Origin of the sequence: Methylosarcina fibrata AML-C10 (genome assembly GCF_000372865.1) — a bacterium.
In the GTDB taxonomy this organism is placed as follows: Bacteria; Pseudomonadota; Gammaproteobacteria; order Methylococcales; family Methylomonadaceae; genus Methylosarcina; species Methylosarcina fibrata.
In genome coordinates this window covers 2,667,324-2,689,278 of sequence record NZ_KB889965.1, presented here as the reverse complement: position 1 = coordinate 2,689,278, position 21,955 = coordinate 2,667,324, and the positions used below count along the sequence as shown (strand labels likewise).

Sequence of the window (21,955 nt, the reverse complement as noted above, 5' to 3'; positions counted from 1 at the left end):
AAAGCTTATGCAGCCGAAATTCGTTCATCTGAGGCTCCATACCGAATTTTCGCTGGTCGACGGCATCGTTAAAATCAAGCCGCTGATGAAACGGCTGGCCGAACTGGCGATGCCTGCGGCGGCGATCACCGATCACGTCAATCTGTTTGCTCTGGTCAAATTTTACCGCGCGGCGATGGCGCAAGGCATCAAGCCGATCGCCGGCTCGGACGTATTGATTTTCAATCCGGAGGAGCCCGCCAATCCCACTCGTCTGACCTTGCTGGCCAAAAACCGACGAGGTTATGTCACGCTGACCGAATTGATCTCGAAAGCCTACCAGGAAGGCCAGCATCAGGGCGTGCCGATGCTCAAACACGACTGGCTGGTTGCCAATCGCGACGGCTTGATTGCCTTGTCGGGCGCGATGCACGGCGACATCGGCAGAGCTCTTTTGGCCGAGAACAAGGACGCCGCGATGCGTCTGGCCGAGCAATGGCGCGCGCTGTTCCCGGATAGTTTCTATCTGGAGCTGCAGCGGGTCGGCAAGCCCGGAGAAGAGCATTACATCGCCGCCGCGCTCGATCTGGCTCTGGCCGCGGATCTGCCGGTCGTCGCCACCAACGACGTGCGCTTTCTCAAGCAGGACGATTTTGCCGCGCACGAGGTCCGGGTCTGCATCAATCAGGGCCGGGTGCTGGACGACACCCGCCGGCCGAAGGATTATACCGATCAGCAGTATCTGCGCAGCAGCGAGGAAATGGCGGCGTTGTTCGCCGATATTCCGGAGGCTCTGGAAAACTCGGTCGAGATTGCCGCGCGCTGCAATCTGGAGCTGACCCTCGGCAAGAATTTTCTGCCGGACTATCCGGTGCCTGCCGGAATGACCTTGGGCGAGGTCATGGCCGAGGCTTCCAGAAAAGGGCTGGAAGAGCGCCTGCAGCATCATCCGCCTTGCGGCAAAAGCAGCGACGAGGAGAACCGGCGCGTTTATGACGAGCGCCTGGAGACCGAATTGCAAGTGATTACCCAGATGGGTTTTCCCGGCTATTTCATGATCGTTGCCGACTTCATTCAGTGGGCCAAGAACCATCAGATCCCGGTCGGCCCCGGACGCGGCTCGGGCGCGGGGTCTCTGGTGGCGTACGCGCTTAAAATCACCGACCTCGATCCGATCGAATTCGACCTGTTGTTCGAGCGCTTTTTGAATCCGGAGCGGATATCGATGCCGGACTTCGACGTCGATTTCTGCATGGATCGGCGCGACGAGGTGATCGATTATGTGGCCGAGCATTACGGCCGCGATCATGTCGCTCAGATCATCACCTACGGCTCGATGGCGGCCAAGGCGGTCATCCGGGATGTCGGCCGGGTACTGGGCTTTTCCTACGGCTTCGTTGACCGGCTGGCCAAGCTGATTCCGTTCGAGATCGGCATGACCCTGGAAAAGGCGCTCAAGGACAGCCCCGAGCTGAAGCAGCTCTACGATACCGAAGAGGAAGTCAAAAGCCTGATCGACATGGCCCGTTCGCTCGAAGGTATGGCCCGGAACGCGGGCAAGCACGCCGGCGGAGTCGTTATTTCTCCGACCAAATTGACCGACTTTACGCCGCTGTATTGCGAGCAGGGCGGGGGCAATCTGGTGACCCAGTTCGACAAGGACGATGTCGAGGCCGTCGGCCTGGTCAAGTTCGACTTTCTGGGTCTGCGCACGTTGACGATCATCGACTGGGCGCTGCAGACGATCAATCAAAAAAACCGGGAAGAAGGCAAACCGCCGATCGATATCAGCACGATTCCGCGGGACGACCCCGCCTCTTACGAACTGTTGAAAAACGCCCAGACGACGGCGGTTTTTCAGCTGGAATCGCGCGGCATGAAAGAGTTGATCAAAAAACTCAAGCCTGACTGCTTCGACGACATCATCGCGCTGGTGGCGCTGTTTCGTCCGGGACCTTTGGAATCGGGCATGGTCGACGACTACATCAACGTCAAGCACGGCGCCAAGGCCGAATACGCCCATCCGCTGCTGATCCCTATTCTGAAACCGACCAACGGCGTTATTCTCTATCAGGAGCAGGTGATGCAGATCGCCCGGGAAATGGCGCAGTATACGCTCGGCGGAGCCGACATGCTCCGGCGCGCGATGGGCAAGAAAAAGCCGGAAGAAATGGCCAAGCAGCGGGAGATCTTCACGCAAGGCGCGGTCGCCAACGGGATCGACGAAGGCATTGCCACTTATATTTTCGATCTGATGGAAAAATTCGCCGGCTACGGTTTCAATAAATCGCACTCGGCCGCCTACGCGCTGGTCGCTTATCAGACCGCCTGGCTGAAGGCGCATTATCCCGCCGCGTTCATGGCCGCCGTCTTGTCCTCGGACATGGACAATACCGACAAGGTCGTGGTGTTGATCGAAGAATGCCGGCAGATGAAGCTGGCGATCTGTCCGCCCGACGTCAACGTGTCCGACTACCGGTTCACCGTCGACCGGAACCACCGCATCGTTTACGGCCTCGGCGCGATCAAGGGCGTGGGCCAGGCCGCGATCGAGGACATGCTCGAGGAACGGGAAAAAAACGGCCCTTTTTCCGGCCTGTACGACCTGTGCAAGCGGGTCGATCTGCGCAAGGTCAACCGAAGGGTGCTGGAAGCGCTGTGCCGGGCCGGAGCCTTTGATCAATTCGATGCCAACCGGGCCGCCCATCTGGCCGAGCTGGCGACCGCGTTAAAAGTGGCCGAACAGCATGAAAAGGTGGTGCAAACCGGGCAAAACGATTTGTTCGGGCTGGCGGTATCCAGCGCCGGCGAGGCGGACGAGAAAGCTTATGCCAATGCCGTGGCGCCCTGGTCGGACAATGAACGTCTGGCCGCGGAAAAATTGACGCTCGGCCTGTTTTTGACCGGGCATCCGATCGATCAGTACGAGCAGGAAATCAAACAGTTTACTCACGGCAAGATCGCCGCGCTTCAGGGCGAGGTGGAGCGTTCGAAAGGAAAGATGGAAGCGCGCGTGGCCGGGCTGGTCATCGATATCCGCACGCGGCAAAGCAAGAGCGGCAAAACCATGGGCTTTGCCGTCATCGACGACCGGTCGGGCCGGCTCGAACTGGCGGTCTATAGCGACGTCTACGAAAAATACCGGAATTTGCTGTCGCGCGATACGCTTTTGGTGAGCGAAGGTTCGCTGACGGTGGACGATTTTACCGGATCCCTGCGGCTCACCGCGGAGAAGCTTTACAGTATCGAAGAGGCCCGGGACGCCTTCGCGAGAGGTCTGCAATTGACCTGGAACGCCGCCGACAACGGCGATTCCATCGTCCGCAAGTTGACTCCCGAACTGATTCCGTTCAAAGGCGGCGGCTGCCCCATTCTGATCGATTACCGATCGGCACAGGCTCAGGCGCTGGTACGGCTGGGCGACGAGTGGCGCGTTCGAGCCACCGATGAACTGATTCTGCGGTTAAAGCGCCTGCTTGGAACGCAAGCGGTGGATGTTAAATACCGGTAAAACCACCGGAACAGCGCTTGGAAAATGCCTGATCGAGAAAGGCAATCAAGCGGCCGGGCACGAAATGCGGGGCGGGTCTCGGCGGACTGCCGGATAAAGCTAAAGCGTTTGCCTGGTAAAGCGGGGTAGGCCCTTGATGACGGTACTTTCGATGTCGAGAAACTGTAAACCCATCAGCGTTTCGTCGTTCGGCAGATGCTCAAGCCAGATGATCCGGACGTCGCCGCTCAATTCGAGCGGTTTGAAACTGAATACCGTGATCGTATTTTCTTCGACGTCTATTCTTTTGTTCAATTGAATCATCAAACCGAGAAACGACACGTTGACCATATTGAATTCGTGGTATTGTCCGTTCAGTAAAATCCTTCCCGAGCCCTGCATTCTTTTTCTGTATTCTTTTCTCGAATAAAGAGAATGATCGTTTTCAAAGGACAGCGTCTTGAATTCCATGGCAATCAGAAGGCTGTCTTTTAGCATGTCCACCCGGATGATTTCGGCTTCTCCCGTCAGGTTCATTTCGGGAAGGAACAGGTCCACTAAAGTGGAGCCTTTCAGGACGTCGAATATGGCATCGATCGTTGTTGCAGGGCTCTCCGGATTATTCCGTAATTCGGCCAGTAATCCGGTGATCGACAGATTTTTGACGATGATGTTTTGTTCCTGTCCGCCGAAATAAATCAAACCGTGCAATTCCAGGTTTTTACGATGCGATCGCTGTATTTTTGAGTTCATCCGACTCTCCTCGCCTTTCGTTTTCTTATCGGTTATTACTGGCGGATATAATACTTTTTAATTGTAAAAATTATAGCTGGCGAATTCAGGTTATGGCTATGGAATTAAGTGACCAGCAAGAAATTGACTGTTTCATAAATTTTCTGCGGTGAGTAACCGCTCTCCGGTTTCATCGGCAAAGCGGAGATTGGCGCAGGCTCGAGGAAAATAACAAAGAGAAAGGCAAAGACGACTTCTTTGATGACCCCGCTCGTCTTCTATTTTGTGAAAGGCTGTCCATTGGCTGCGGCGGCTGATTTTTTTCAGTTTTTTCGCACAATTCAAACGGCAGAAATCGGTCTTTAATAGGGCGTTATCCGGAATCAAGGCTTTAATTTCCAATTTATTACATGTCATAATGTAGGCCGGATAAAACAGGATTTTTTGATACACCCTAATTTTAAAATCGACGCGAGGAGAAACCGTGAGAAAAATTCATATCCAAATCAGTTCATTTGTCTCCGCAGTTCTAATTGGATTAACCATCTGGTCGCTGGCGAACGCGACTACGCCGGAAGAAAGCAAAGCTCAGGGCAAAGCCTTTCTGGCGCAAAATGCCCAAAAAGCAAACGTCATCACTACCGCCAGCGGCTTACAATACGAAGTCATCAAGAAAGGAAACGGCAAGACGTCTCCTACGGCAACCGACAACGTGACCGTACATTACAAAGGCACTACGATCGACGGCAAGGAATTTGACAGTTCCTACGGCCGCGGCGTACCCGCCACCTTTCCGTTGAATCAGGTCATCAAAGGCTGGACCGAAGGCGTTCAGTTGATGAAGGAAGGTGACCAATTTCGTTTTTTCATTCCATCCGAACTGGCCTATGGCGCTCACGGCGCCGGGCCGATCGGTCCTAATGAAACATTGATTTTCGATGTTGAATTAATCAAGATTAATTAAATTACCGTAATAAAATGCGGGCTCCGCTCATGTCCCCGTGATCCGGAAGCCCGCAGTCTGTTTTCGTTTTCAGTGGCGGAATAGCGGTTCCGCCGTCGTTGTCTTGTTTCTTTTGTGCGGATAGAGGGCGGGCTTCGCTGCCCGACAATGACAAGCAAACAGCGCTGCCCGGACTACCGGACATCGATAAATTTTCCTATACTGCGGGCGTAGCCGATCATTTCAATCCATCCGACGCCTTTTAGCCTTTCCTTATGCCTTCTTATCCTCTTTTTGCCACCACGCCCAAAGGTATGGAAACCATTCTTGCCGAAGAGCTCCAGTCTCTCGGCATAGAAAAACTCAAGCCGACCCTGGCCGGCGTTGCTTTCGACGGAGATCTGGAAACGGCTTACCGCGTTTGTTTGTGGTCCAGGATCGCCAATCGGGTTTTTCTGGTGCTAAGTTCGTTTGAGGTAAAAACTCAGGACGATCTCTATTACGGCGTAAAAAAGATCAACTGGTTTGAACACATGAGACCGGAGGACAGCTTTGCCGTTTCGTTCAGCGCCAAAGACGCGCCGGCTATCAATAACACGCATTTCGGCGCTTTGCGGGTCAAGGATGCGGTCGTCGATCAAATGCGGGCCAAATTTCACAAACGCCCCGGCATTGACACCGAACGGCCGAGCATCCGCATCAATGTCTATTTGCAGGGCGAGGAGGCGCAATTGAGTCTCGATTTGTCGGGTGAAAGCCTGCATCGCCGAGGCTATCGGGAGATGAACGTCACAGCGCCGATCAAGGAAAACCTGGCGGCGGCAATGCTGTTGAAAAGCGGCTGGCCCGCCATTGCCGAAAGGAGGGGCACCCTGATCGATCCGATGTGCGGTTCCGGAACCCTGCTCGTCGAAGGCGCCATGATGGCCGCCGATTATGCGCCCGGACTGTTACGCGATTATTTCGGATTTTTCGGCTGGAAGAAACACGCCGCCGACTGTTGGCAGAGCCTACGGCATGAAGCGGAACTGCGCAAAACAGCCGGACTGGAAAAACTGCCCGTCATCGTCGGCTTCGACCGGAGTCGGCAAGCGCTCAATGCCGCATTAAGGCACATCGACCGGGCCGGTCTGAACAACAAAATCCATGTCGAACGGCGCGACATCGAAGAAGCGGCGCCGGCGGCCGGCTGGAATCCCGGCCTTCTCATCTGCAATCCGCCGTACGGAGAGCGCCTGGGCGATGACAAGGAAATTCCGGCGCTCTATAAAACATTCGGCGAAACCTTGAAACAGCGGTTTACAGGCTGGAAGGCCGGCATCATCATTACCGACCCCGAGCTGGGTTTTCGTTTGGGAATCCGTTCGAAAAAACCGCTAACCCTGTTCAACGGCGCTCTGGAATGCAAGCTGTTGCGGATGGACATCGAGGAAAGCGCATTTTTTATTCCCAAGGCCAAAAGCCGGGATGAACGGATCGAGCAGGCGAAGGAAGGCGGCTCGAGCGCTTCCGGCCACGGCAGTGCCCGCGCCGAAATGTTCGCCAACCGGCTCGAAAAGAACCTGAAAAGACTGTCGAAATGGGCCCGGCAGAATCAGGTCAGTTGCTACCGCGCTTACGATGCGGATTTGCCGGAATACGCCGTCGCCGTCGACATTTACCGCGGCGAAGACGTCTGGGTCAACGTGCAGGAGTACGAGCCTCCGAAAAGCATCGATCAAAGCAAGGCCGATCAACGTCTGGCCGGCGTGCTGGCCGAAATTCCGAGGGTGCTCGATCTGCCTCCGGATCATGTTTTCCTGAAAATACGGCGTAAACAAAAAAACACCGAGCAGTATGAAAAGCAGGGCGATTCGGGACTGTTTCATGTGGTCGAGGAAGGCGGCTGCAAATTGTGGGTCAATTTCCAGGACTACCTGGATACCGGGCTGTTTCTCGATCATCGCCCGATTCGGGCCCTGATTCAGCAACAGGCGCAAGGCAAACGCTTTTTAAACCTGTTCGCCTATACCGGCAGCGCCACGGTTCATGCGGCGAAGGGCGGCGCTCTGGCAACCACGACGGTGGACATGTCCAATACCTATCTTCAATGGGCTAAAAAAAACCTGGCCTTGAACGATCTTCACGGCGATCACGAATTCATCCAGGCCAATTGTCCGGAATGGCTGACGCAGGAAGCCGGCCGTCCGCTGAAAAGGCAATACGACCTGATTTTTCTCGACCCTCCGACCTTTTCCAATTCCAAGAAAATGGAAGAGATATTCGACGTCCAACGCGATCACGTTCCGTTAATCCGGCACGCGGCCGCCCTGTTGGCGCCGGGAGGGATCTTGTATTTTTCCACCAATTTCCGGCGGTTTAAACTCGATCACGAAGCATTGGCCGGCCTCAAAATCGAAGATATCACGGCTTCGACCATTCCCGAAGATTTTTCTCGCAATCCGAAAATACATTATTGCTGGAGGATACAGGCATGTTGCGTAAAGTAAAAATACAGGTTTCAGGCCGGGTGCAAGGGGTTTATTTCCGGCTTTTTACCCAAAACAAGGCGAAACATTTCGCCGTGAACGGCAGTGTCAGAAACCTTCCGGACGGACGGGTGGAAATCATTGCCGAAGCTGAAAATCTGGTGATCGAGAAGTTCATCCATTGGTGCCGCAAGGGCCCGGTTACGGCACGAGTCGACCGTATCGACGTCGTAGAGCTCGAACCCGGAGAACCGTTGACGTCTTTCGAAATCCTCAGGGACTAGAGCCTTTCGGTTTGCGTGTACGGCCTGTGCCGTAGCAGACCTGTCAGGTTTTAAAAACCCGGCTGGTCTTTCCTTCCGCAGTTCAGCCGGAGCCCGGTTTCTTACCGGAGTGGCCCGAGTTGCTTGGCCTTTTCATTACATTGTTCGAGTTAGGCTGAAGACAACGCCACCGTCATTTGTTATGATGCGGCAGTCTTTTGGAGATTTTTCGGCCGCTCCATGCCCCATCGAGCCGCCGAGACCGCTTGTTCAATTTTCATCCTGGAGTTGTCATGAACGGTTTTACCCTTGTCCCGCCGCCTGACGGCAGCGCCATCACCATGCAGAACGGCCAATTGAACGTGCCGGACAATCCCATCATTCCTTATATTGAAGGCGACGGCACCGGGCCCGATATCTGGCGCGCCACGGTGCGGGTTCTCGATGCCGCGGTCGCCCGCAGTTATTCCGGCCGGAGAAAAATCCATTGGCTGGAAATCTATGCCGGAGAAAAGTCGAACCGCCTGTTCAATACCTGGCTGCCGGATGCGACGGTCGATGCCTGCCGGGATTATCTGGTTTCGATCAAAGGTCCTTTGACTACGCCGGTGGGCGGCGGCATTCGCTCGCTGAACGTGACCTTGCGGCAAGTACTCGACTTGTACGTCTGCCTGCGGCCAGTTCGATGGTTTCAAGGCGTGCCATCGCCGGTCAAGCGGCCCGAGGCCGTCGACATGGTCATTTTCCGGGAAAACACCGAAGACATCTATGCCGGTATCGAGTTTGAACAAGGCAGCGAGGACAATCGGCGCTTCCTGCAATTGCTGCGCGAGCATTTTCCCGCGCAATACGCCAAAATCCGTTTTCCCGAAACCGCCGGCATCGGCATCAAGCCGGTTTCGCGGGAAGGAACCGAGCGTTTGGTCCGGGCCGCGATCGATTTTGCCCTGGCCAATCGGCGCAAAAGCGTCACTCTGGTCCATAAGGGCAACATCATGAAATTCACCGAAGGCGCGTTCAGAAACTGGGCCTACGCCCTGGCCGAACGGGAGTACGCGGAACAGGTCTATCCGTGGAGCCGCTGGGAAAGAACCAAAGCCGCTTCGGGCGAAGCCGCGGCCAACAAGGAGCAGGCGGAAGCGCTGGCGCAGGGCCGCATTTTAATGAAAGACGGGATTGCCGACATCACTCTGCAGCAGGTACTGACTCGGCCCGACGACTTCGACGTGATCGCCACGCTCAATTTGAACGGCGATTATCTCTCCGATGCGTTGGCCGCGCAGGTCGGCGGCATCGGCATCGCCCCCGGAGGCAACATCAATTATTCGACCGGCACCGCCGTTTTCGAAGCGACGCACGGAACGGCGCCCAAATACGCGGATCTGGACAAAGTCAATCCGGGTTCGTTGATTCTTTCCGGCGAGATGATGCTTCGCTACATGGGCTGGACCGAAGCGGCCGATGCCCTGATTCGCGCAATGGATGCGGCCATTGCCGGCAAGAAGGTCACCTACGATTTTGCCCGGCTGATGGAGAATGCGACCGAAGTGAAATGCAGCGAATTTGCCGACGTACTGATCGATAATCTGTAACCGGAGGGCGGTTGCCTGCCGGGAGGACCGGCAGGTGCGGTTCGCTGTCCGCCTGTCGTCCGGCTCATGCCTCGATCGGACGACAGACGGAGCGGAGCTTGCAGATTGCGCTTAAGCGGAGGCGTTTAAAATGACGTCGGCCGCTTTTTCGCCGATCATATAGATCGACGAGACGATGAAGAAGCCGGGGATTCTCGGAAATACCGACGCATCGACGACGCGCAGCCCCTGGATGCCGCGGACCCGGAACTGGCTGTCCAGCACCGCCATCGGATCGTTGTCGGCGCCGATCGGACAGGTGCAGGAGGCATGGTGCCCCCAGGCGTTGTAGCGGACGAAATCGCGCAGTTGTTCATCGGTTTGCACGCTTTTGCCGGGTGCGACTTCTTCGGCCAGGATGCCTTGGTCGAACAGCGGCTTGGCAATGCTGCGCACGAACTTGATGCCTTCGACGACCGAATCAAGATCCTGGCCTGTAGTATCGGTGCCTTCTTCGAAATAACGGAAGTTGATATAGGGGCGGTCGCGCGGATCGGCGGAGACCAGTCTGACTTCGCCGGCGCGATTGACCGTGTGCGCTTTTAGCACGGCCCAGGTCAGGTAGTTCAGGTTGTCTTTGATCAGTTTCGAATAACCCGGGAAATAACCTCTGAAGTTGCCAAGCAGGGCAAAGCAAAACAGGTCGGGCAACGGTCGTTCTTCGACGGAACGCTTGATCACCGCCAGTACCGCGCCGTTGGTCGTATAGACGCCTTTGCCGTTTAGCCAGTCGTTATACTCGGGGTCGCCGGGCGAATACTTGGCGCCTTTCAAAACCTCCCAATCCTGGTTCATTCTGTTTGTGACGCCGACTTCGTAGCGGTCCTGCAGGTTGGCGCCGATGCCGGGCAGGTGATGCTTGACCGCAATGCCGTGCTTTTGCAGTTCTTCTTTCGGGCCTATGCCGGACAGCATCAATAGTTGCGGCGTATTGTAGGCGCCGCCGGACAGGATCACTTCCTTCGCGGCATAGGCTTCGCGCAGTTCGCCGGGTTTGTTGCTCGGATTCGCGTGCGCCTTGTAGAGCTTTGCTCCTTTCAGGTATTCGACGCCGACGGCGCGGTTATTGTCGTCCAGGATGACCCGGGTGACCAGGGCATCCAGTTCGATCGTCAAATTGCCCGGATGTTTCTGCTGCACTTCGAGCAGGCGTTCGCGAGTGCTGTGACGTTTACCTTTCGTGGTTGCAAGTGGCGGATAATGCAGACCTATGGCGTTATCCTTGACTAAGCGCCAATCGTTCGGATCGGCCAGCCCCTGGATTTGCCATTTAAGCCGGTCAAAAAAGCTTGGCAATTTGCCGGCGGCTTTGACCGCGGAATCGAGGATCGCCAAGACCAGTTTTTTGTCCTTTGCCAACGCTTCGAGCGGTAGCGCGGCTTCGGTCTGAAACCAGCCTTTGAAGCCGTGGCGCGACGGATTGATGCCGAGCCAGGTCGCCAGCTTGCGAAGTTTCGGACGGTGTTCGCAATTTTCCATCAATTCGAAATATTTGCGCATGTTGTCGGCTTTCCAGGATGCGTCGCCGGTGATGTCGGCCACTTCGTCCCAGTCGGCGTTGTGCGGATAGACCGTGATCATCGCGTTGTGCGCGGTGCAGCCGCCGAGGCAGCCGGCGCGCGGGTACAGCACGCCTTTCTCGGCGGGAGTGTATTTAGGATCCTGGGCCTGAATCGATTCGGTTTCATAATGGCGTACGAAAAAATCCCAGCGCATCGCCTCGTTTTCGGTCGAAAACGGATGAAAAACGGGAACATCGTAATCGTCGGGCAGCCGTTTTTCGCCGGGGAAGGCGAGATTGTCGCCCTGAAGTTGCTTCGGGTCGCCGCCGGCTTCCAGGACCAGCACTTTTTTGCCGCGTTCGGCCAGGCGCGCGGCGACGGTACCGCCGCCGGCCCCTGAGCCTACTACAATATACTCGTATTCCGCATTGTTAGAATTTGTCATTTTTCTTGTCTCCAAGCTCGAATCGGGTGAGTCATCGGAAGGGTCGTCGAAAGAACGCTTCCGTTTTGTTATCGGAACGGATGCCTGAAACGCAAAACTTTTTTCCTAAAAAAATTCGACCGTCAGAGGTGGAAAGTTCAATTGAATTTGCTCAATACGAACTTTCTTGCGGAGAAAATTGTGAAGGTTAAAGGCACCTTGAATGGGTATTTCGAGGTCGGGGAGAAAACTACCGTGAGATAAATCTTCTCCCCAATCCCGAACGTTTTCTACAGAGTCTTCAGGAATTCGATCAAGGCTTTCTTGTCGGCATCGCTCAGACCCGGTTCCTTATCGGCTTCAACGAAGTAATCGGTGCCGAAATAATGGCCTCGGTTGACGATGTAGTCCGGACATTTGCTGTTCTTGATCAAAGGATCGATCAGGTTTTTAAAGACTTGCACGGCTTGCTCGTCGGTGGCATTCTTGGGTAACGCCTTCAAGTCCTTCTTGATTTGTTTGAACAGCTTCAGCAACTGAAGGTCGTGCTTGACGCGATCGATAATGCCGTCCCGCTTGTCCAGATCGATGTTGGTCAACAGGTTGACCGGCGTGCCTTTGGGAATCGGACCGAGTTCCAGACCCATTTCGCCGGCGAATTTGCCCCCTTCGATCCGGTCAATGAGTTCATTGAGCAGTTTGGGCAGATAGCCGGACGGCACTCTCAGATAGCTGGTTTCGAACGTTTTGTCGACCCAGCCCGGCAGCATTTTGCCGTTGGCGGTCTGATACTGGATATTGCCTTTGCGTTTTTCCGGCCACAGCATTTGTTCGATCGAGTTGTTGAACGACTGCATCCGGTCCTCGACGGCGGGGCTCGGGTTGAACTCGCCGACGGCGTTGTTGAGCAGGAACGGTGCGGTCGACCACAGGCTGATCAGCGAAGCAGGACGGGTGAAACCGCGGCCGCCGCCGGGCATGTCGAATTCACTGGGCTTGCCGGTAAAGGGGTCGTGCACGGTGAATTTTCCGACCGACGGCAGATTTTTATAGGACTGGGACGAAAAGTCGTTCCAGATGTTGCCTTCGATCGCATTGGTCGCCAACGGGCTGCAAGCGTTGGTTTCGAGCAGCGTGACCGGCACCCGAAGATCGGTGGACAGGAAATTGTCTTTCAGGAAGTCGTCTTTTTTGACGATTTCGTCCATTGCCTTTTTAAACTCGTCGGTTTGCGTCCAGCGCCAGTAATTGCCCCAGTATTTCAGGTAATCCTTGCCGACGCCGCCGTTCGGGAAAAAGCTGTAAGCCTTTTCCGGCAATTTGCTGGAATGGCAGCGCGCGCAGCGTTCGCCGAACACTTCCTTGCCGCGGGTCAGCACGGTGGCTTCGGTCGTCAGGTGTTTGTCGCCGCCGGGTGCGTTTTTCAGCAGATCGGGCTGAGCGGTCGCGAGGAAAAACAACGCCAGATCCGGAGTTTGCATTTCATTGGCTTGCCAGTAGACCGAGTTTTGGCGAGAGGTTTTGATCGGGATCGGCGTAATGGGCTTGCCGCCGATCAAGGGATTGAAATGGAGCAGCCATTCTTCGCTGAACAGGCCGATGTTGATGAAGACCCGGTTCAATGCGCCGAGCGCGCCGACCGAATCGGCGCCGTCTTTCAACACGCGCGGGGTGAATACCGTATCGGGCGCCTTGAAGAATTGGGTCAAGGGCGAGTTGGCGGGAACGTAATCGTTCAATTGTTTGTTGTTCAAACTGCCGCCGCCCAGTTTTTCCATGCCGAACTTTTGCGCATTCTGCAACCGGGCCGCGAGGCTGTAAACCGCGTTCATCGTCCGTGGATTATTGATGTAATCGCTCGATACGAGGGAGGTATCGAGAGCGCCGGGGCGCGAGGTGGTGAAGAGTTGATACGGAAAGCTGGTGGGGTCCGCGTCCCAGGTAAAGATGCGGTTGATCCAGAAATACTGCGCTCCGGGATTGGAGTTCAGATTCTCCCATTTCGGATTTTCCGGATCGGCGGGCGGATTGGTCGGGTTCGGACCGACGTGGCAGAAACCACAGGACATGCCGACGCGGTAGGGGCGGACCAGTTTTTCATCGTTGTAATAGCTGGGGTCGGTGTAATAGCGTTCCGGATCCCAGCGCTTTTGTGCTTTTTCGTCGAAATCGGGGTTGGGAAACAGGCGCACGCCGACGATACCGGTCGCGTAGCCGTAATAGGAGCCGACCGGAATGTTTTTGCCGCGGGCGCCGATTTTCACGCCGGGGTATTTTTCTTCATTTTCAAACGGGTCCGCAGGACAGTCCGGAGAGCGGACGTCCAGCCATAGGCCGTAGCGGTCTTTTCGGGCTTCGGTGGGTTTTTTGAAACAGGGTTCGTTGACCAGCCCCAGATAGTTCCAGCGATTGCTGCGGCTGAATTTGAGGCTGGGATGGTTGGAAATCGTTTTCAGAAAATCCAGATTGCCGCGGCTTTGATAGCCCAAATGATCCCAGAAGCGGTCGTTGCCGGCGGTCCATACGATCCAGTTGTTGCGTCCGATGGCCGCGTGCCTGACGGCCTGCTCGGGAGTAATGCCGGGAACGAACGGCGCCAGTGCGGCGGCGACTTTGGCGGGATCCTTGGTAACGCCGTTATCCATGTCCCGGAAATAGTCTTCATCCGCGCCTTTGATGCTCTCGGCGGTTCTTCCGGCGCATTTGGCTTCGTCCAGAACTTTGCCGGCCTTGCCCAAATTGCAGGGATTTTTGTTGAAAAGGGCCCAACTGCTACTGCTGTAACCGGAGAGTCCGATGAATCCTGCTCCCATTAGAGCAAGAGAGATGGCTGATATTTTTATTTTCATTCTTTGCACCCCTTGGTTTTAGAATCATTTGCTGGTGTGACGTGGATCATTCGTTAATATGTGTGTCGTGTTTACCTCCCGAAATGAAGCGCCGGCTTAATTTCATTCAAGCCTGAGATCTAATGGGCAAAATCAGGAAACGACCCGTGCCGCAGGTTCTTCGTTGCTTTTTGATAAAACCGCAAGGAAGCAATGAACAAAACCCATGAGTGCCGAAACCCGGTTGGACAATCTATAAGAATAGATCAAAATTCAAGAAATATTATTTATTTAACTTAATTTTTTATATTTGGCTACGAGTTCAGCGAGGACCGGCCGCACTAATCAAAATCAAACAGGGTAAAGTGGCGCGGGTACAGTTTCGTACGGCCGAATGCGATTCGGATCCTAGTTCTGATAATCACGCGCCGAGAGAAAATTCAAGCCTGACTCTTTTCCCGAATGTCGTCCGGAATGAGTTTTCGGAAGAGCGATGCGTTTTTGAAGAGTTTAGATTCCAGGAAAGGCCTCGCGTTATAATCTGTCGTTTAGTTATTGAGTTTTCCGATCGGATTATAAATTATGTCGTTTGCCATTCAATGGGTTGAAAAAGCCGAAGGCCCCGAGCAAGTTGTCAGGATAAAAACCCCTATCTCGACTTTGGCGTTTTCGTTGCGGGGAGAAGTCATTGTCGGCATTGACTGGGAACCTGACGAGAAAAACGCGCAGCTTGACGAGCATCCGTTGCAAAAGGAATTGGATCGATTCTGGGCCGATGCCGAGGCGGTTGTTCCGGTTAAGTTATTAAGGCAAGGCAGCGCCTACCGGAACAAAGTCTGGACTGAGCTGTGCCGTATTCCTTTTGGCTCGACGATCAGTTATTCGGCTTTGGCGCAAAAGATTGATTCGGCGGCGCGGGCGGTCGGAAACGCCTGCCGCGATAATCCGTACCCTCTGATCGTGCCGTGCCATCGGGTGGTGGCGCGGGATGGCCTGGGCGGTTATTCCGGTCAAACGATGGGTGATTCTATGGCCATCAAAATCAAATTGCTCCAGTTTGAAGCGTCCGGCAAAGTATGAATGCGGAAAGTCTGATTGAACAGTTTCTCGATGCGCTTTGGGTCGAACAAGGCTTGAGTGAGAACACTCTTTCCGCGTACGGCAGCGATTTGAGAATATTCGCCAAATGGCTGGGAAAAAAGCCGATGCTGGAAGTTGACGGCAGCCGGATTTCGGAATTTCTGGCCAGTCGCTTCGACGAAGGCATCGGCAACCGTTCCACGGCCCGCATTTTGTCCAGTCTCAGGCGTTTTTACGGATACTATATCCGGGAAAACGCTATCGGCGCCGATCCTACCGCTTTGATTGAATCGCCCCGTTTGGGAAGGCCTTTGCCCGGCTCTCTTTCCGAAAAGGATGTCGAATTGCTGCTCGAAGCGCCGGAAATCAGCCATTCCCTCGGTTTTAGGGATAAAACGATGCTGGAGACGCTGTATGCCACGGGCTTGAGAGTCTCCGAACTGGTGAATTTGAAGTTCGAGCAGGTCAGTTTCAGGCAGGGCGTAGTCCGCATTCTCGGCAAAGGCAGCAAGGAACGGCTGGTGCCGGTCGGGGAAGTGGCGATGAGCTGGCTGGAAAGGTACATCGCTCAGCCCAGACAATTGTTGCTGGGGGAGAGACCTTGCGACTATCTGTTCGTCACCAATCGGGCCGAATCCATGACTCGGCAAGCGTTTTGGCATATTATAAAACGCCATGCCAAGAAGGCCGGGATCACTAAAGAATTATCGCCGCATACCTTAAGACATGCTTTTGCCACCCATTTGCTGAATCATGGTGCCGATTTGCGGGTGGTGCAATTGTTGCTGGGGCATTCCGATTTGTCGACCACCCAGATCTATACCCACATCGCGCGGGAACGTTTAAAAGATTTACATTCCAAATATCATCCACGAGGATAGTCAAGATGACGCAGAACATTCACCCGACCGCGTATATCGCAGAAAATGCAGTATTGGGGGACCAGGTCACCGTAGGGCCTTTTGCCGTAATTGAAAATAATGTCGTTATAGGGTCCGGCTGCGAGGTAGGTGCTCACGCGGTAGTCCTGCCTTACGTCAAAATGGGCGAAGGCAATATTTTGCATCCTCATGCCGTATTGGGAGGATTGCCCCAGGATGTCGGTTTCAAACCGGAGACGGTGAGCTGGCTCGTCATCGGAGACAACAATGTTTTCAGGGAAGGATTTACCGCTCACCGGGCCACCAAGGAAAACGGCGAAACCCGGATCGATTCCGGCTGCTATTTCATGAACAACAGTCACGTGGCCCACGATTGCCGAATCGGCGACAAGACCATCTTCGCCAATAATGTGGCTATTGGTGGGCACGTAGAGATCGGCAGCCATGTTTTTATGGGCGGTGGCGTCGTGGTCCATCAGTTTTGCCGGATCGGAGCTTACGCCATTGTTCAGGGTACCACCGGTTTGAATATGGACGTGATCCCCTTTATGCTGATCGGCGGCCGGCCGGCGCGTCATTACAAACTGAATACGGTCGGCTTGCGGCGGGCGGGCATTACCGGCGAACGTTACAATGTGCTGTCGGCGGCCTTTCGTTTATTGAAGAACAAAAAGAGCCTGGATTCGCTCGAAGAAACCGAAGAGCTCAAGCTGTTGAAAGAATGGCTGGCCGTCAAGTCGAAACGCGGCCTGCACGGTTTCATCGACGTGTCGGCCTAGCGGCAATCGGCCGGCTTCTTATTTGGCGTAAGGCGGTTGTGTTCGATCGACAGGAATGGGGAAGGCAGATCATGCACGATGAATTGTTATCGATGGCGGCGCAGTTGGGGAATATCTTATGCGGGCACGGTTACAAGCTGGCTTTGGCCGAATCCTGCACCGGCGGCTGGATATGTCAATGCATTACCGGAATTCCCGGCAGCTCGAAATGGTTCGACCGTGGCTTCGTGACCTACAGCAATGCGGCGAAGATCGAGATGCTCGGCGTCGACGAGAGCACCTTGCAGACTTTCGGAGCGGTCAGTGCGGAAACAGCAAGGAACATGGCCGCCGGCGCTCTGCGCCATAGCGATGCGGACATCGCTCTCGCCGTGACGGGCATCGCCGGCCCGGACGGCGGCACTCCCGAAAAACCGGTCGGCTTGGTGTATCTGGCGTGGCAGAAGAAAAGCTCCGACTGCCGTTGCATCGAGCAACGATTCGAAGGCGGCCGCCAACAAGTTCGCTATCAGACCGTGCATAAAGCGCTTCGATGCCTGCTGGATGAGTTCGATGCGGCTGCGAAATCGCCTTAAGTTTCTGACTGCATCATGGGTTCCTGGCGCGGGTATTCATTTTTCAAAAAATCCGGCCCATCTCAGATGTTGAATGGCGGATTTGAACTAGAAAAATTTTTATTTTGCACTACAGTTGTACATGGATGGACTGTATGGACGGATGGTCGTGAAGAAAAAGTATTTCGGCAAGATTACAAAGCAACTTTCAGCGACCGTTTCCAATGAGGATGGTTTACAGGTGAAGGTGGTGACCATCGATACCGCAGTGGATGGTGTCAGCATACTCTGCAATCTTGCTCAACGAGATCTTCTTACGCCGCGAGGAAGCTTTATTCGTAATGGAAGACCGGTAGAACTGTCCATTTCTCTGGATCTGCCGGACGAAGAAGGGCGTTTGTCGCCTCTGGTAGCGCGTTGTCACATTTCTTATTCCCGCAGGCTATCCAAAGAAAAATGCGTCATCGGCATGCGTTATATCGGTTTCGAAAACGACAGCCAGGACCGGCTGTTTCAATTTCTCAGTAATACCGCGTTGTTTAGCGCGGAAGCGTCGCCTTCCAACGTCTGTGCTTAGGTGAGTAAGTTATAAATTTTGAAACGCGGCAAAACAAGTATCGTTGGTTAGTGAATTTTCATCCGAATGCGGGGCGCGAATTGATCGGGGTGAAATGACGGCTGCCAATGAAACAGGTTTTCAAACGGCAACCCCAAAGAGGAAGCTTCGCCTTGACAGGATGTAGGTGAAGCGGTTGAGCAGGACAGCGAGCGTAGGTCTGGAGCAGTTGCCGGGGGAAAGCTTTGCTTAAAAGGATGAAAGCAATGATTGACGGCAGGGATGCGTGAGGTACAGCATTCGGGGAAGGGGTGCTGAATTTGAGGCTCCTGTTTGCAAGGAAGCAAGCAGGGCCTTTTTCAATTGCCGCAGAGCGCTTCTTGCTCTTCTCTATCTTTTATCTTCCAGAACCCTGATTATCTCTTCCTTGATTTTTTCCTGCCTGGATTTGTCGCTGATCGGGCGCAATTGCTGATCGGTGACATAGAACATATCCTCGGCTCTCCCGCCGATCGTGGTAATTTTGGCGTTCTGCAGATGAATGTTTTGCTTGACGAATGCCCGTCCGATTTTGGACAAGAGGCCGGCATGATCGGTGGTAACGAGTTCGATGATGGTATGCCGGTGCAAAGGATCGGCATGAAACTGGACGCTGGTGGGAATCGGAAAATGCTTGGCCTGTCTTGATTCCCTGTGCAGGTTTTTATGTTCTTTTACCTTTCCGAGCTGCAGATTATTGCGCAATACGGAACAGATATGGATTTCGCGCAGTAAGTCGTTAATCGATTCGCCGGACTGTTCAAGGACTTGAAAACTGTTGAGCGCATAATTGTCGAGCGTGGTCATGATGCGGGCATCGAGGATGGTCAAGCCGAGTTGGTCGAGCGTGGCGGTGCTTATCGAAAAAATGGGACCTTTGTTTTGCGTGTACACAAAGACTTCCGCGCTGCCGCGCAGAGTCTGCGGACGCAGCAATACCAACGGCAGGTCTTTTTCGGTGGAGGACGCGATGGCGATGGTATGCCAGGCAATTTCATCGGCCGAATATCTTAAGAAATAATCCTCGCTGGCATGTTGCCACGCTTGCTCGATCACCGGCTCGGGCAGACCCAGCTTGATCAGCTCGTCTTTGGCTTCTTTCCTGGTTTCCTGGATCCGTTCCTCCAGTCCGACCGGGTTGGGCAAGCCGTGCCGCAAGGCGGTATGAGTGGCTGAGTAAAGCTCTTTCAGTAAGGCATCCTTCCAGGAATTCCACAGCTCGGGGTTGGTGGCGCGGATGTCGGCGACGGTCAGCAGGTAAAGATAATTGAGATATTCGGTGCTGCCGACTTTTCGGGCAAAATCGTGAATGACGTCCGGATCGCTGATGTCTTTGCGCTGTGCCGTCATCGACATGATCAGATGATGGCGCACCAGCCAGGCGAGCAGTTTGGTGTCATGCGAAGAAAAGTCGTGCTGACTACAGAAATCCCTGGCGATCTCTGCACCGATGGTGGAATGATCTCCGTTTCGGCCCTTGGCGATGTCGTGAAATAACGCGGAAAGATAGAGTATTTCGGGTTTGGGAATCAATAAAAAAATATCGTTGCAGAACGGCAGCTCGTTTCTGTGGATTTCCAGAGCAAATCGCCGCAAGTTGCGGATTACGAACAGAGTGTGCTCGTCCACCGTATAAATGTGGAAGAGGTCATACTGCATGCGCGCCACGATATTGGCGAAGCAGGGAAGATAAGCTCCTAAAATGCCGTACCGGTTCATGCGCCTTAATTGAGTGGTAAGCCCCCTCGGCTGACGGAAAATTTCGATAAACAGCAGATTGGCGGATTTATTTTTCCGAAACTCGTCGTCGATCCGGTGCAGATTTTTCCTGATCAGGCGGATGGTCGTGGCTCTGATGCCTTTAAGGCCGGAATTTTGCTGAAGAATCAAAAAGACTTCCAGCAAAGCCAGCGGATGCCGTTCGAAAACGGATTCGTCCGTCGCTTCCAGGTAGCCGTTGATCGAGACGAAGTTGTCGTTGATCGGTACGGGCTTGGGCGAGCTTTCGCCGGCGATGAAGCGCTCGTTGAACAACTGTAGCAGCATTTCGTTCAGGCGCTCGAGTCCTAATACCGTTTTAAAATAAAACTGCATGAATCTCTCGACGTCCTGATTGTATTGCTGGTTTTCCGTACCGAAACCGAACTGCGCGGCCAGTTCGCGCTGATAATCGAAAATAAGCCGGTCCTCGCACCGGTTGGTCAGAAGGTGCAGGGCGTAGCGAATGCGCCAGAGAACCTCGACGGCGGCGACCAGTTCCGCATACTCCGACTCCGGCAGAAAACCGTATTTGATCAATTCCTTCAGCGTCGAGGAATTGTAATGCCGTTTGAAAACCCAGGCGATTACCTGGCGGTCGCGTAACCCGCCGGGACCTTCCTTGATGTTGGGTTCGAGGTTGTAGGCGGTATCGTGATATTTTGCATAACGCTGCCGCTGCTCCTGCATCTTGGCCGCGAAAAACTGGTCCGAAGGCCAGATTTTATCCGGGGTTATGCGTGATTTGAGCGTTTCGAAGAGAAACTCGCTGCCGTCGATCAAACGGATTTCCATCAGGCTGGTCATGATCGTCTGATCGCCTTCGGCGGCCTGGATGGTTTCTTCTATGGTACGTACGCTCTGACCCGGTTTGAGGCCGATATCCCAGAGAAAGGTAAAAAAGTGAGCCAACGCTTCCTGGTAGTTGCTGGTGTCGTCGGAATCGAGCAGAACCAGAATGTCGACATCGGAATAAGGAAACAGCTCTCTTCTGCCGTATCCCCCGACGGCAATCAAACCGAGCCGGGGCGCATGGTCCTTCAGAAAATATTGCCAGCAACTGCTTAAGATGTCGTCGATGAAATCGGATTTTTCCCGTAAAAGATCCGAAACCGAGCTTTGCGGGTCGAATTTTTGCCTGAGTTCCGCATCTTTTTGTTTAAGCAATTGTTTAAACGATTGCAGCCGGTCCTGCTCGAGAAAAAGCGAGGGTTTAATGATTGCGTTCAATGTGACTTGATCTCTTCTTGACGTAAAGTGAGAATTTCATAGCCGTCGGGAGTGACGAGAACGGTATGCTCCCATTGGGCGGAAAGGCTGTGGTCTTTGGTGACGGCGGTCCAGCCGTCGGACAAGACTTTGATGTGACGTTTGCCAAGATTGATCATGGGCTCTATGGTGATGATCATGCCGGCTGTCAAGACTTCGCCCGTGCCGGCTTTGCCATAGTGCAGAACTTGTGGATCTTCATGAAAGCGTTTGCCGATGCCGTGCCCGCAAAATTCTCTGACCACGGAATAGCGGTTGGATTCGGCGTGTTTCTGTATGGCATGGCCGATATCGCCCAGCGTGGCGCCGGGCCTGACTTGCTCGATGCCACGGTACATCGATTCCTGAGTGACTTTGATCAGACGTTTGGCGTGAGGACTGACGTCGCCGACGCAGAACATTTTGCTCGTGTCGCCGTGGTATTGATCCTTTATGACGGTAATATCGATATTGACGATATCGCCGGATTTCAGCTTTTTATCGCTGGGAATGCCATGGCATACCTGATGATTGACCGACGTGCAGATCGACTTGGGGAAGCCGCGGTAATTGAGCGGCGCGGGAACGGCCTGCTGGACGTCGACGATGAAATCGTGGCAGATTTGATCGAGCTCGTTGGTGGTAATGCCGGGCACGACGTAAGGCTCGATCATTTCTAAAACTTCGGCTGCCAGTTTTCCGGCGACACGCATTTTTTCGATTTCACTGTCGGTTTTGATGATGATGCTCATGCGCAAGGATTAAGGTGGATGTTGATTTTTGGGTGCGATATGCAAGAA

The 21,955-nt window shown here is 54.1% G+C and carries 16 protein-coding genes; 10 read left to right on the top strand and 6 right to left on the bottom strand.

Going from position 1 to position 21,955, the window contains the following annotated elements; translation table 11 throughout:
* Positions 1-7 precede the first annotated feature (7 nt).
* Positions 8-3,490, top strand: coding sequence for a DNA polymerase III subunit alpha (gene dnaE, locus A3OW_RS0112670; RefSeq protein ID WP_020563811.1), 3,483 nt, complete (start codon positions 8-10; stop codon positions 3,488-3,490).
* Between the two features lie 99 nt (positions 3,491-3,589).
* On the opposite strand, the gene A3OW_RS0112665 is transcribed toward dnaE, so the two are convergent.
* Positions 3,590-4,222, bottom strand: coding sequence for a PilZ domain-containing protein (locus A3OW_RS0112665; protein WP_020563810.1), 633 nt, complete (start codon positions 4,220-4,222; stop codon positions 3,590-3,592).
* 132 nt (positions 4,223-4,354) lie between these two features.
* Positions 4,355-4,603, bottom strand: a complete 249-nt coding sequence (locus tag A3OW_RS0112660) for a hypothetical protein (protein ID WP_157385889.1) — start codon at positions 4,601-4,603, stop codon at positions 4,355-4,357.
* 82 nt (positions 4,604-4,685) lie between these two features.
* Between A3OW_RS0112660 and A3OW_RS0112655 the strand changes: the two genes are divergently transcribed.
* The 4 genes from A3OW_RS0112655 to icd all read left to right on the top strand — a co-directional run bounded on the left by A3OW_RS0112655 (position 4,686) and on the right by icd (position 9,467).
* A complete protein-coding gene (locus A3OW_RS0112655) occupies positions 4,686-5,165 on the top strand; it encodes an FKBP-type peptidyl-prolyl cis-trans isomerase (RefSeq protein ID WP_020563808.1) in 480 nt (159 codons plus the stop codon).
* 254 nt (positions 5,166-5,419) lie between these two features.
* A complete protein-coding gene (gene rlmKL, locus A3OW_RS0112650) occupies positions 5,420-7,633 on the top strand; it encodes a bifunctional 23S rRNA (guanine(2069)-N(7))-methyltransferase RlmK/23S rRNA (guanine(2445)-N(2))-methyltransferase RlmL (protein WP_020563807.1) in 2,214 nt (737 codons plus the stop codon).
* Complete coding sequence (locus A3OW_RS0112645) at positions 7,618-7,896, top strand: acylphosphatase (RefSeq protein ID WP_020563806.1); 279 nt, start codon at positions 7,618-7,620, stop codon at positions 7,894-7,896. The genes rlmKL and A3OW_RS0112645 overlap by 16 nt, the downstream gene beginning before the upstream one ends.
* 272 nt (positions 7,897-8,168) lie before the next feature.
* Positions 8,169-9,467: an NADP-dependent isocitrate dehydrogenase gene (gene icd, locus A3OW_RS0112640; RefSeq protein ID WP_020563805.1), complete on the top strand. Its 1,299-nt coding sequence runs from the start codon at positions 8,169-8,171 to the stop codon at positions 9,465-9,467.
* A 111-nt stretch (positions 9,468-9,578) separates the two neighbouring features.
* On the opposite strand, the gene A3OW_RS0112635 is transcribed toward icd, so the two are convergent.
* Both A3OW_RS0112635 and A3OW_RS0112630 read right to left on the bottom strand, forming a co-directional pair.
* On the bottom strand, positions 9,579-11,453 hold the full coding sequence (locus A3OW_RS0112635; RefSeq protein WP_020563804.1) for a GMC family oxidoreductase: 1,875 nt from the start codon (positions 11,451-11,453) through the stop codon (positions 9,579-9,581).
* Positions 11,454-11,722: 269 nt separating this feature from the next.
* A complete protein-coding gene (locus A3OW_RS0112630; RefSeq protein ID WP_157385888.1) occupies positions 11,723-14,281 on the bottom strand; it encodes a hypothetical protein in 2,559 nt (852 codons plus the stop codon).
* A gap of 561 nt (positions 14,282-14,842) precedes the next feature.
* Here A3OW_RS0112630 and A3OW_RS0112625 point away from each other — a divergent pair.
* The 5 genes from A3OW_RS0112625 to A3OW_RS0112605 all read left to right on the top strand — a co-directional run bounded on the left by A3OW_RS0112625 (position 14,843) and on the right by A3OW_RS0112605 (position 18,131).
* A complete protein-coding gene (locus tag A3OW_RS0112625; protein ID WP_020563802.1) occupies positions 14,843-15,340 on the top strand; it encodes a methylated-DNA--[protein]-cysteine S-methyltransferase in 498 nt (165 codons plus the stop codon).
* A complete protein-coding gene (gene xerD / locus A3OW_RS0112620; RefSeq protein WP_020563801.1) occupies positions 15,337-16,221 on the top strand; it encodes a site-specific tyrosine recombinase XerD in 885 nt (294 codons plus the stop codon). The genes A3OW_RS0112625 and xerD overlap by 4 nt, the downstream gene beginning before the upstream one ends.
* A 5-nt stretch (positions 16,222-16,226) precedes the next feature.
* A complete protein-coding gene (gene lpxA, locus A3OW_RS0112615; RefSeq protein WP_020563800.1) occupies positions 16,227-17,000 on the top strand; it encodes an acyl-ACP--UDP-N-acetylglucosamine O-acyltransferase in 774 nt (257 codons plus the stop codon).
* Positions 17,001-17,071: 71 nt separating this feature from the next.
* Positions 17,072-17,575 carry a CinA family protein gene (locus A3OW_RS0112610; protein WP_020563799.1) on the top strand — a complete coding sequence of 168 codons (504 nt, stop codon included), beginning with the start codon at positions 17,072-17,074 and terminating at the stop codon, positions 17,573-17,575.
* Positions 17,576-17,717: 142 nt separating this feature from the next.
* Complete coding sequence (locus tag A3OW_RS0112605) at positions 17,718-18,131, top strand: hypothetical protein (protein WP_020563798.1); 414 nt, start codon at positions 17,718-17,720, stop codon at positions 18,129-18,131.
* Positions 18,132-18,500: 369 nt separating this feature from the next.
* Here A3OW_RS0112605 and glnD read toward each other — a convergent pair whose 3' ends face one another.
* Both glnD and map read right to left on the bottom strand, forming a co-directional pair.
* The gene (glnD, locus tag A3OW_RS0112600) at positions 18,501-21,137 is read right to left on the bottom strand and encodes a [protein-PII] uridylyltransferase (RefSeq protein ID WP_020563797.1); all 2,637 of its coding nucleotides are present in this window, start codon (positions 21,135-21,137) and stop codon (positions 18,501-18,503) included.
* Positions 21,134-21,907 carry a type I methionyl aminopeptidase gene (map, locus tag A3OW_RS0112595; RefSeq protein WP_020563796.1) on the bottom strand — a complete coding sequence of 258 codons (774 nt, stop codon included), beginning with the start codon at positions 21,905-21,907 and terminating at the stop codon, positions 21,134-21,136. Before map ends, glnD begins: the two co-directional genes overlap by 4 nt.
* Positions 21,908-21,955 lie beyond the last annotated feature (48 nt).

Bases quoted from the DNA above. Each gene is read 5' to 3' on its own strand.
- dnaE (WP_020563811.1), top strand. From the start codon at position 8: ATGCAGCCGAAATTCGTTCATCTGAGGCTCCATACCGAATTTTCGCTG.
- A3OW_RS0112665 (WP_020563810.1), bottom strand. From the start codon at position 4,222: ATGAACTCAAAAATACAGCGATCGCATCGTAAAAACCTGGAATTGCAC.
- rlmKL (WP_020563807.1), top strand. From the start codon at position 5,420: ATGCCTTCTTATCCTCTTTTTGCCACCACGCCCAAAGGTATGGAAACC.
- A3OW_RS0112645 (WP_020563806.1), top strand. From the start codon at position 7,618: ATGTTGCGTAAAGTAAAAATACAGGTTTCAGGCCGGGTGCAAGGGGTT.
- icd (WP_020563805.1), top strand. From the start codon at position 8,169: ATGAACGGTTTTACCCTTGTCCCGCCGCCTGACGGCAGCGCCATCACC.
- A3OW_RS0112635 (WP_020563804.1), bottom strand. From the start codon at position 11,453: ATGACAAATTCTAACAATGCGGAATACGAGTATATTGTAGTAGGCTCA.
- A3OW_RS0112630 (WP_157385888.1), bottom strand. From the start codon at position 14,281: ATGAAAATAAAAATATCAGCCATCTCTCTTGCTCTAATGGGAGCAGGA.
- A3OW_RS0112625 (WP_020563802.1), top strand. From the start codon at position 14,843: ATGTCGTTTGCCATTCAATGGGTTGAAAAAGCCGAAGGCCCCGAGCAA.
- xerD (WP_020563801.1), top strand. From the start codon at position 15,337: ATGAATGCGGAAAGTCTGATTGAACAGTTTCTCGATGCGCTTTGGGTC.
- lpxA (WP_020563800.1), top strand. From the start codon at position 16,227: ATGACGCAGAACATTCACCCGACCGCGTATATCGCAGAAAATGCAGTA.
- A3OW_RS0112610 (WP_020563799.1), top strand. From the start codon at position 17,072: ATGCACGATGAATTGTTATCGATGGCGGCGCAGTTGGGGAATATCTTA.
- A3OW_RS0112605 (WP_020563798.1), top strand. From the start codon at position 17,718: ATGGTCGTGAAGAAAAAGTATTTCGGCAAGATTACAAAGCAACTTTCA.
- map (WP_020563796.1), bottom strand. From the start codon at position 21,907: ATGAGCATCATCATCAAAACCGACAGTGAAATCGAAAAAATGCGTGTC.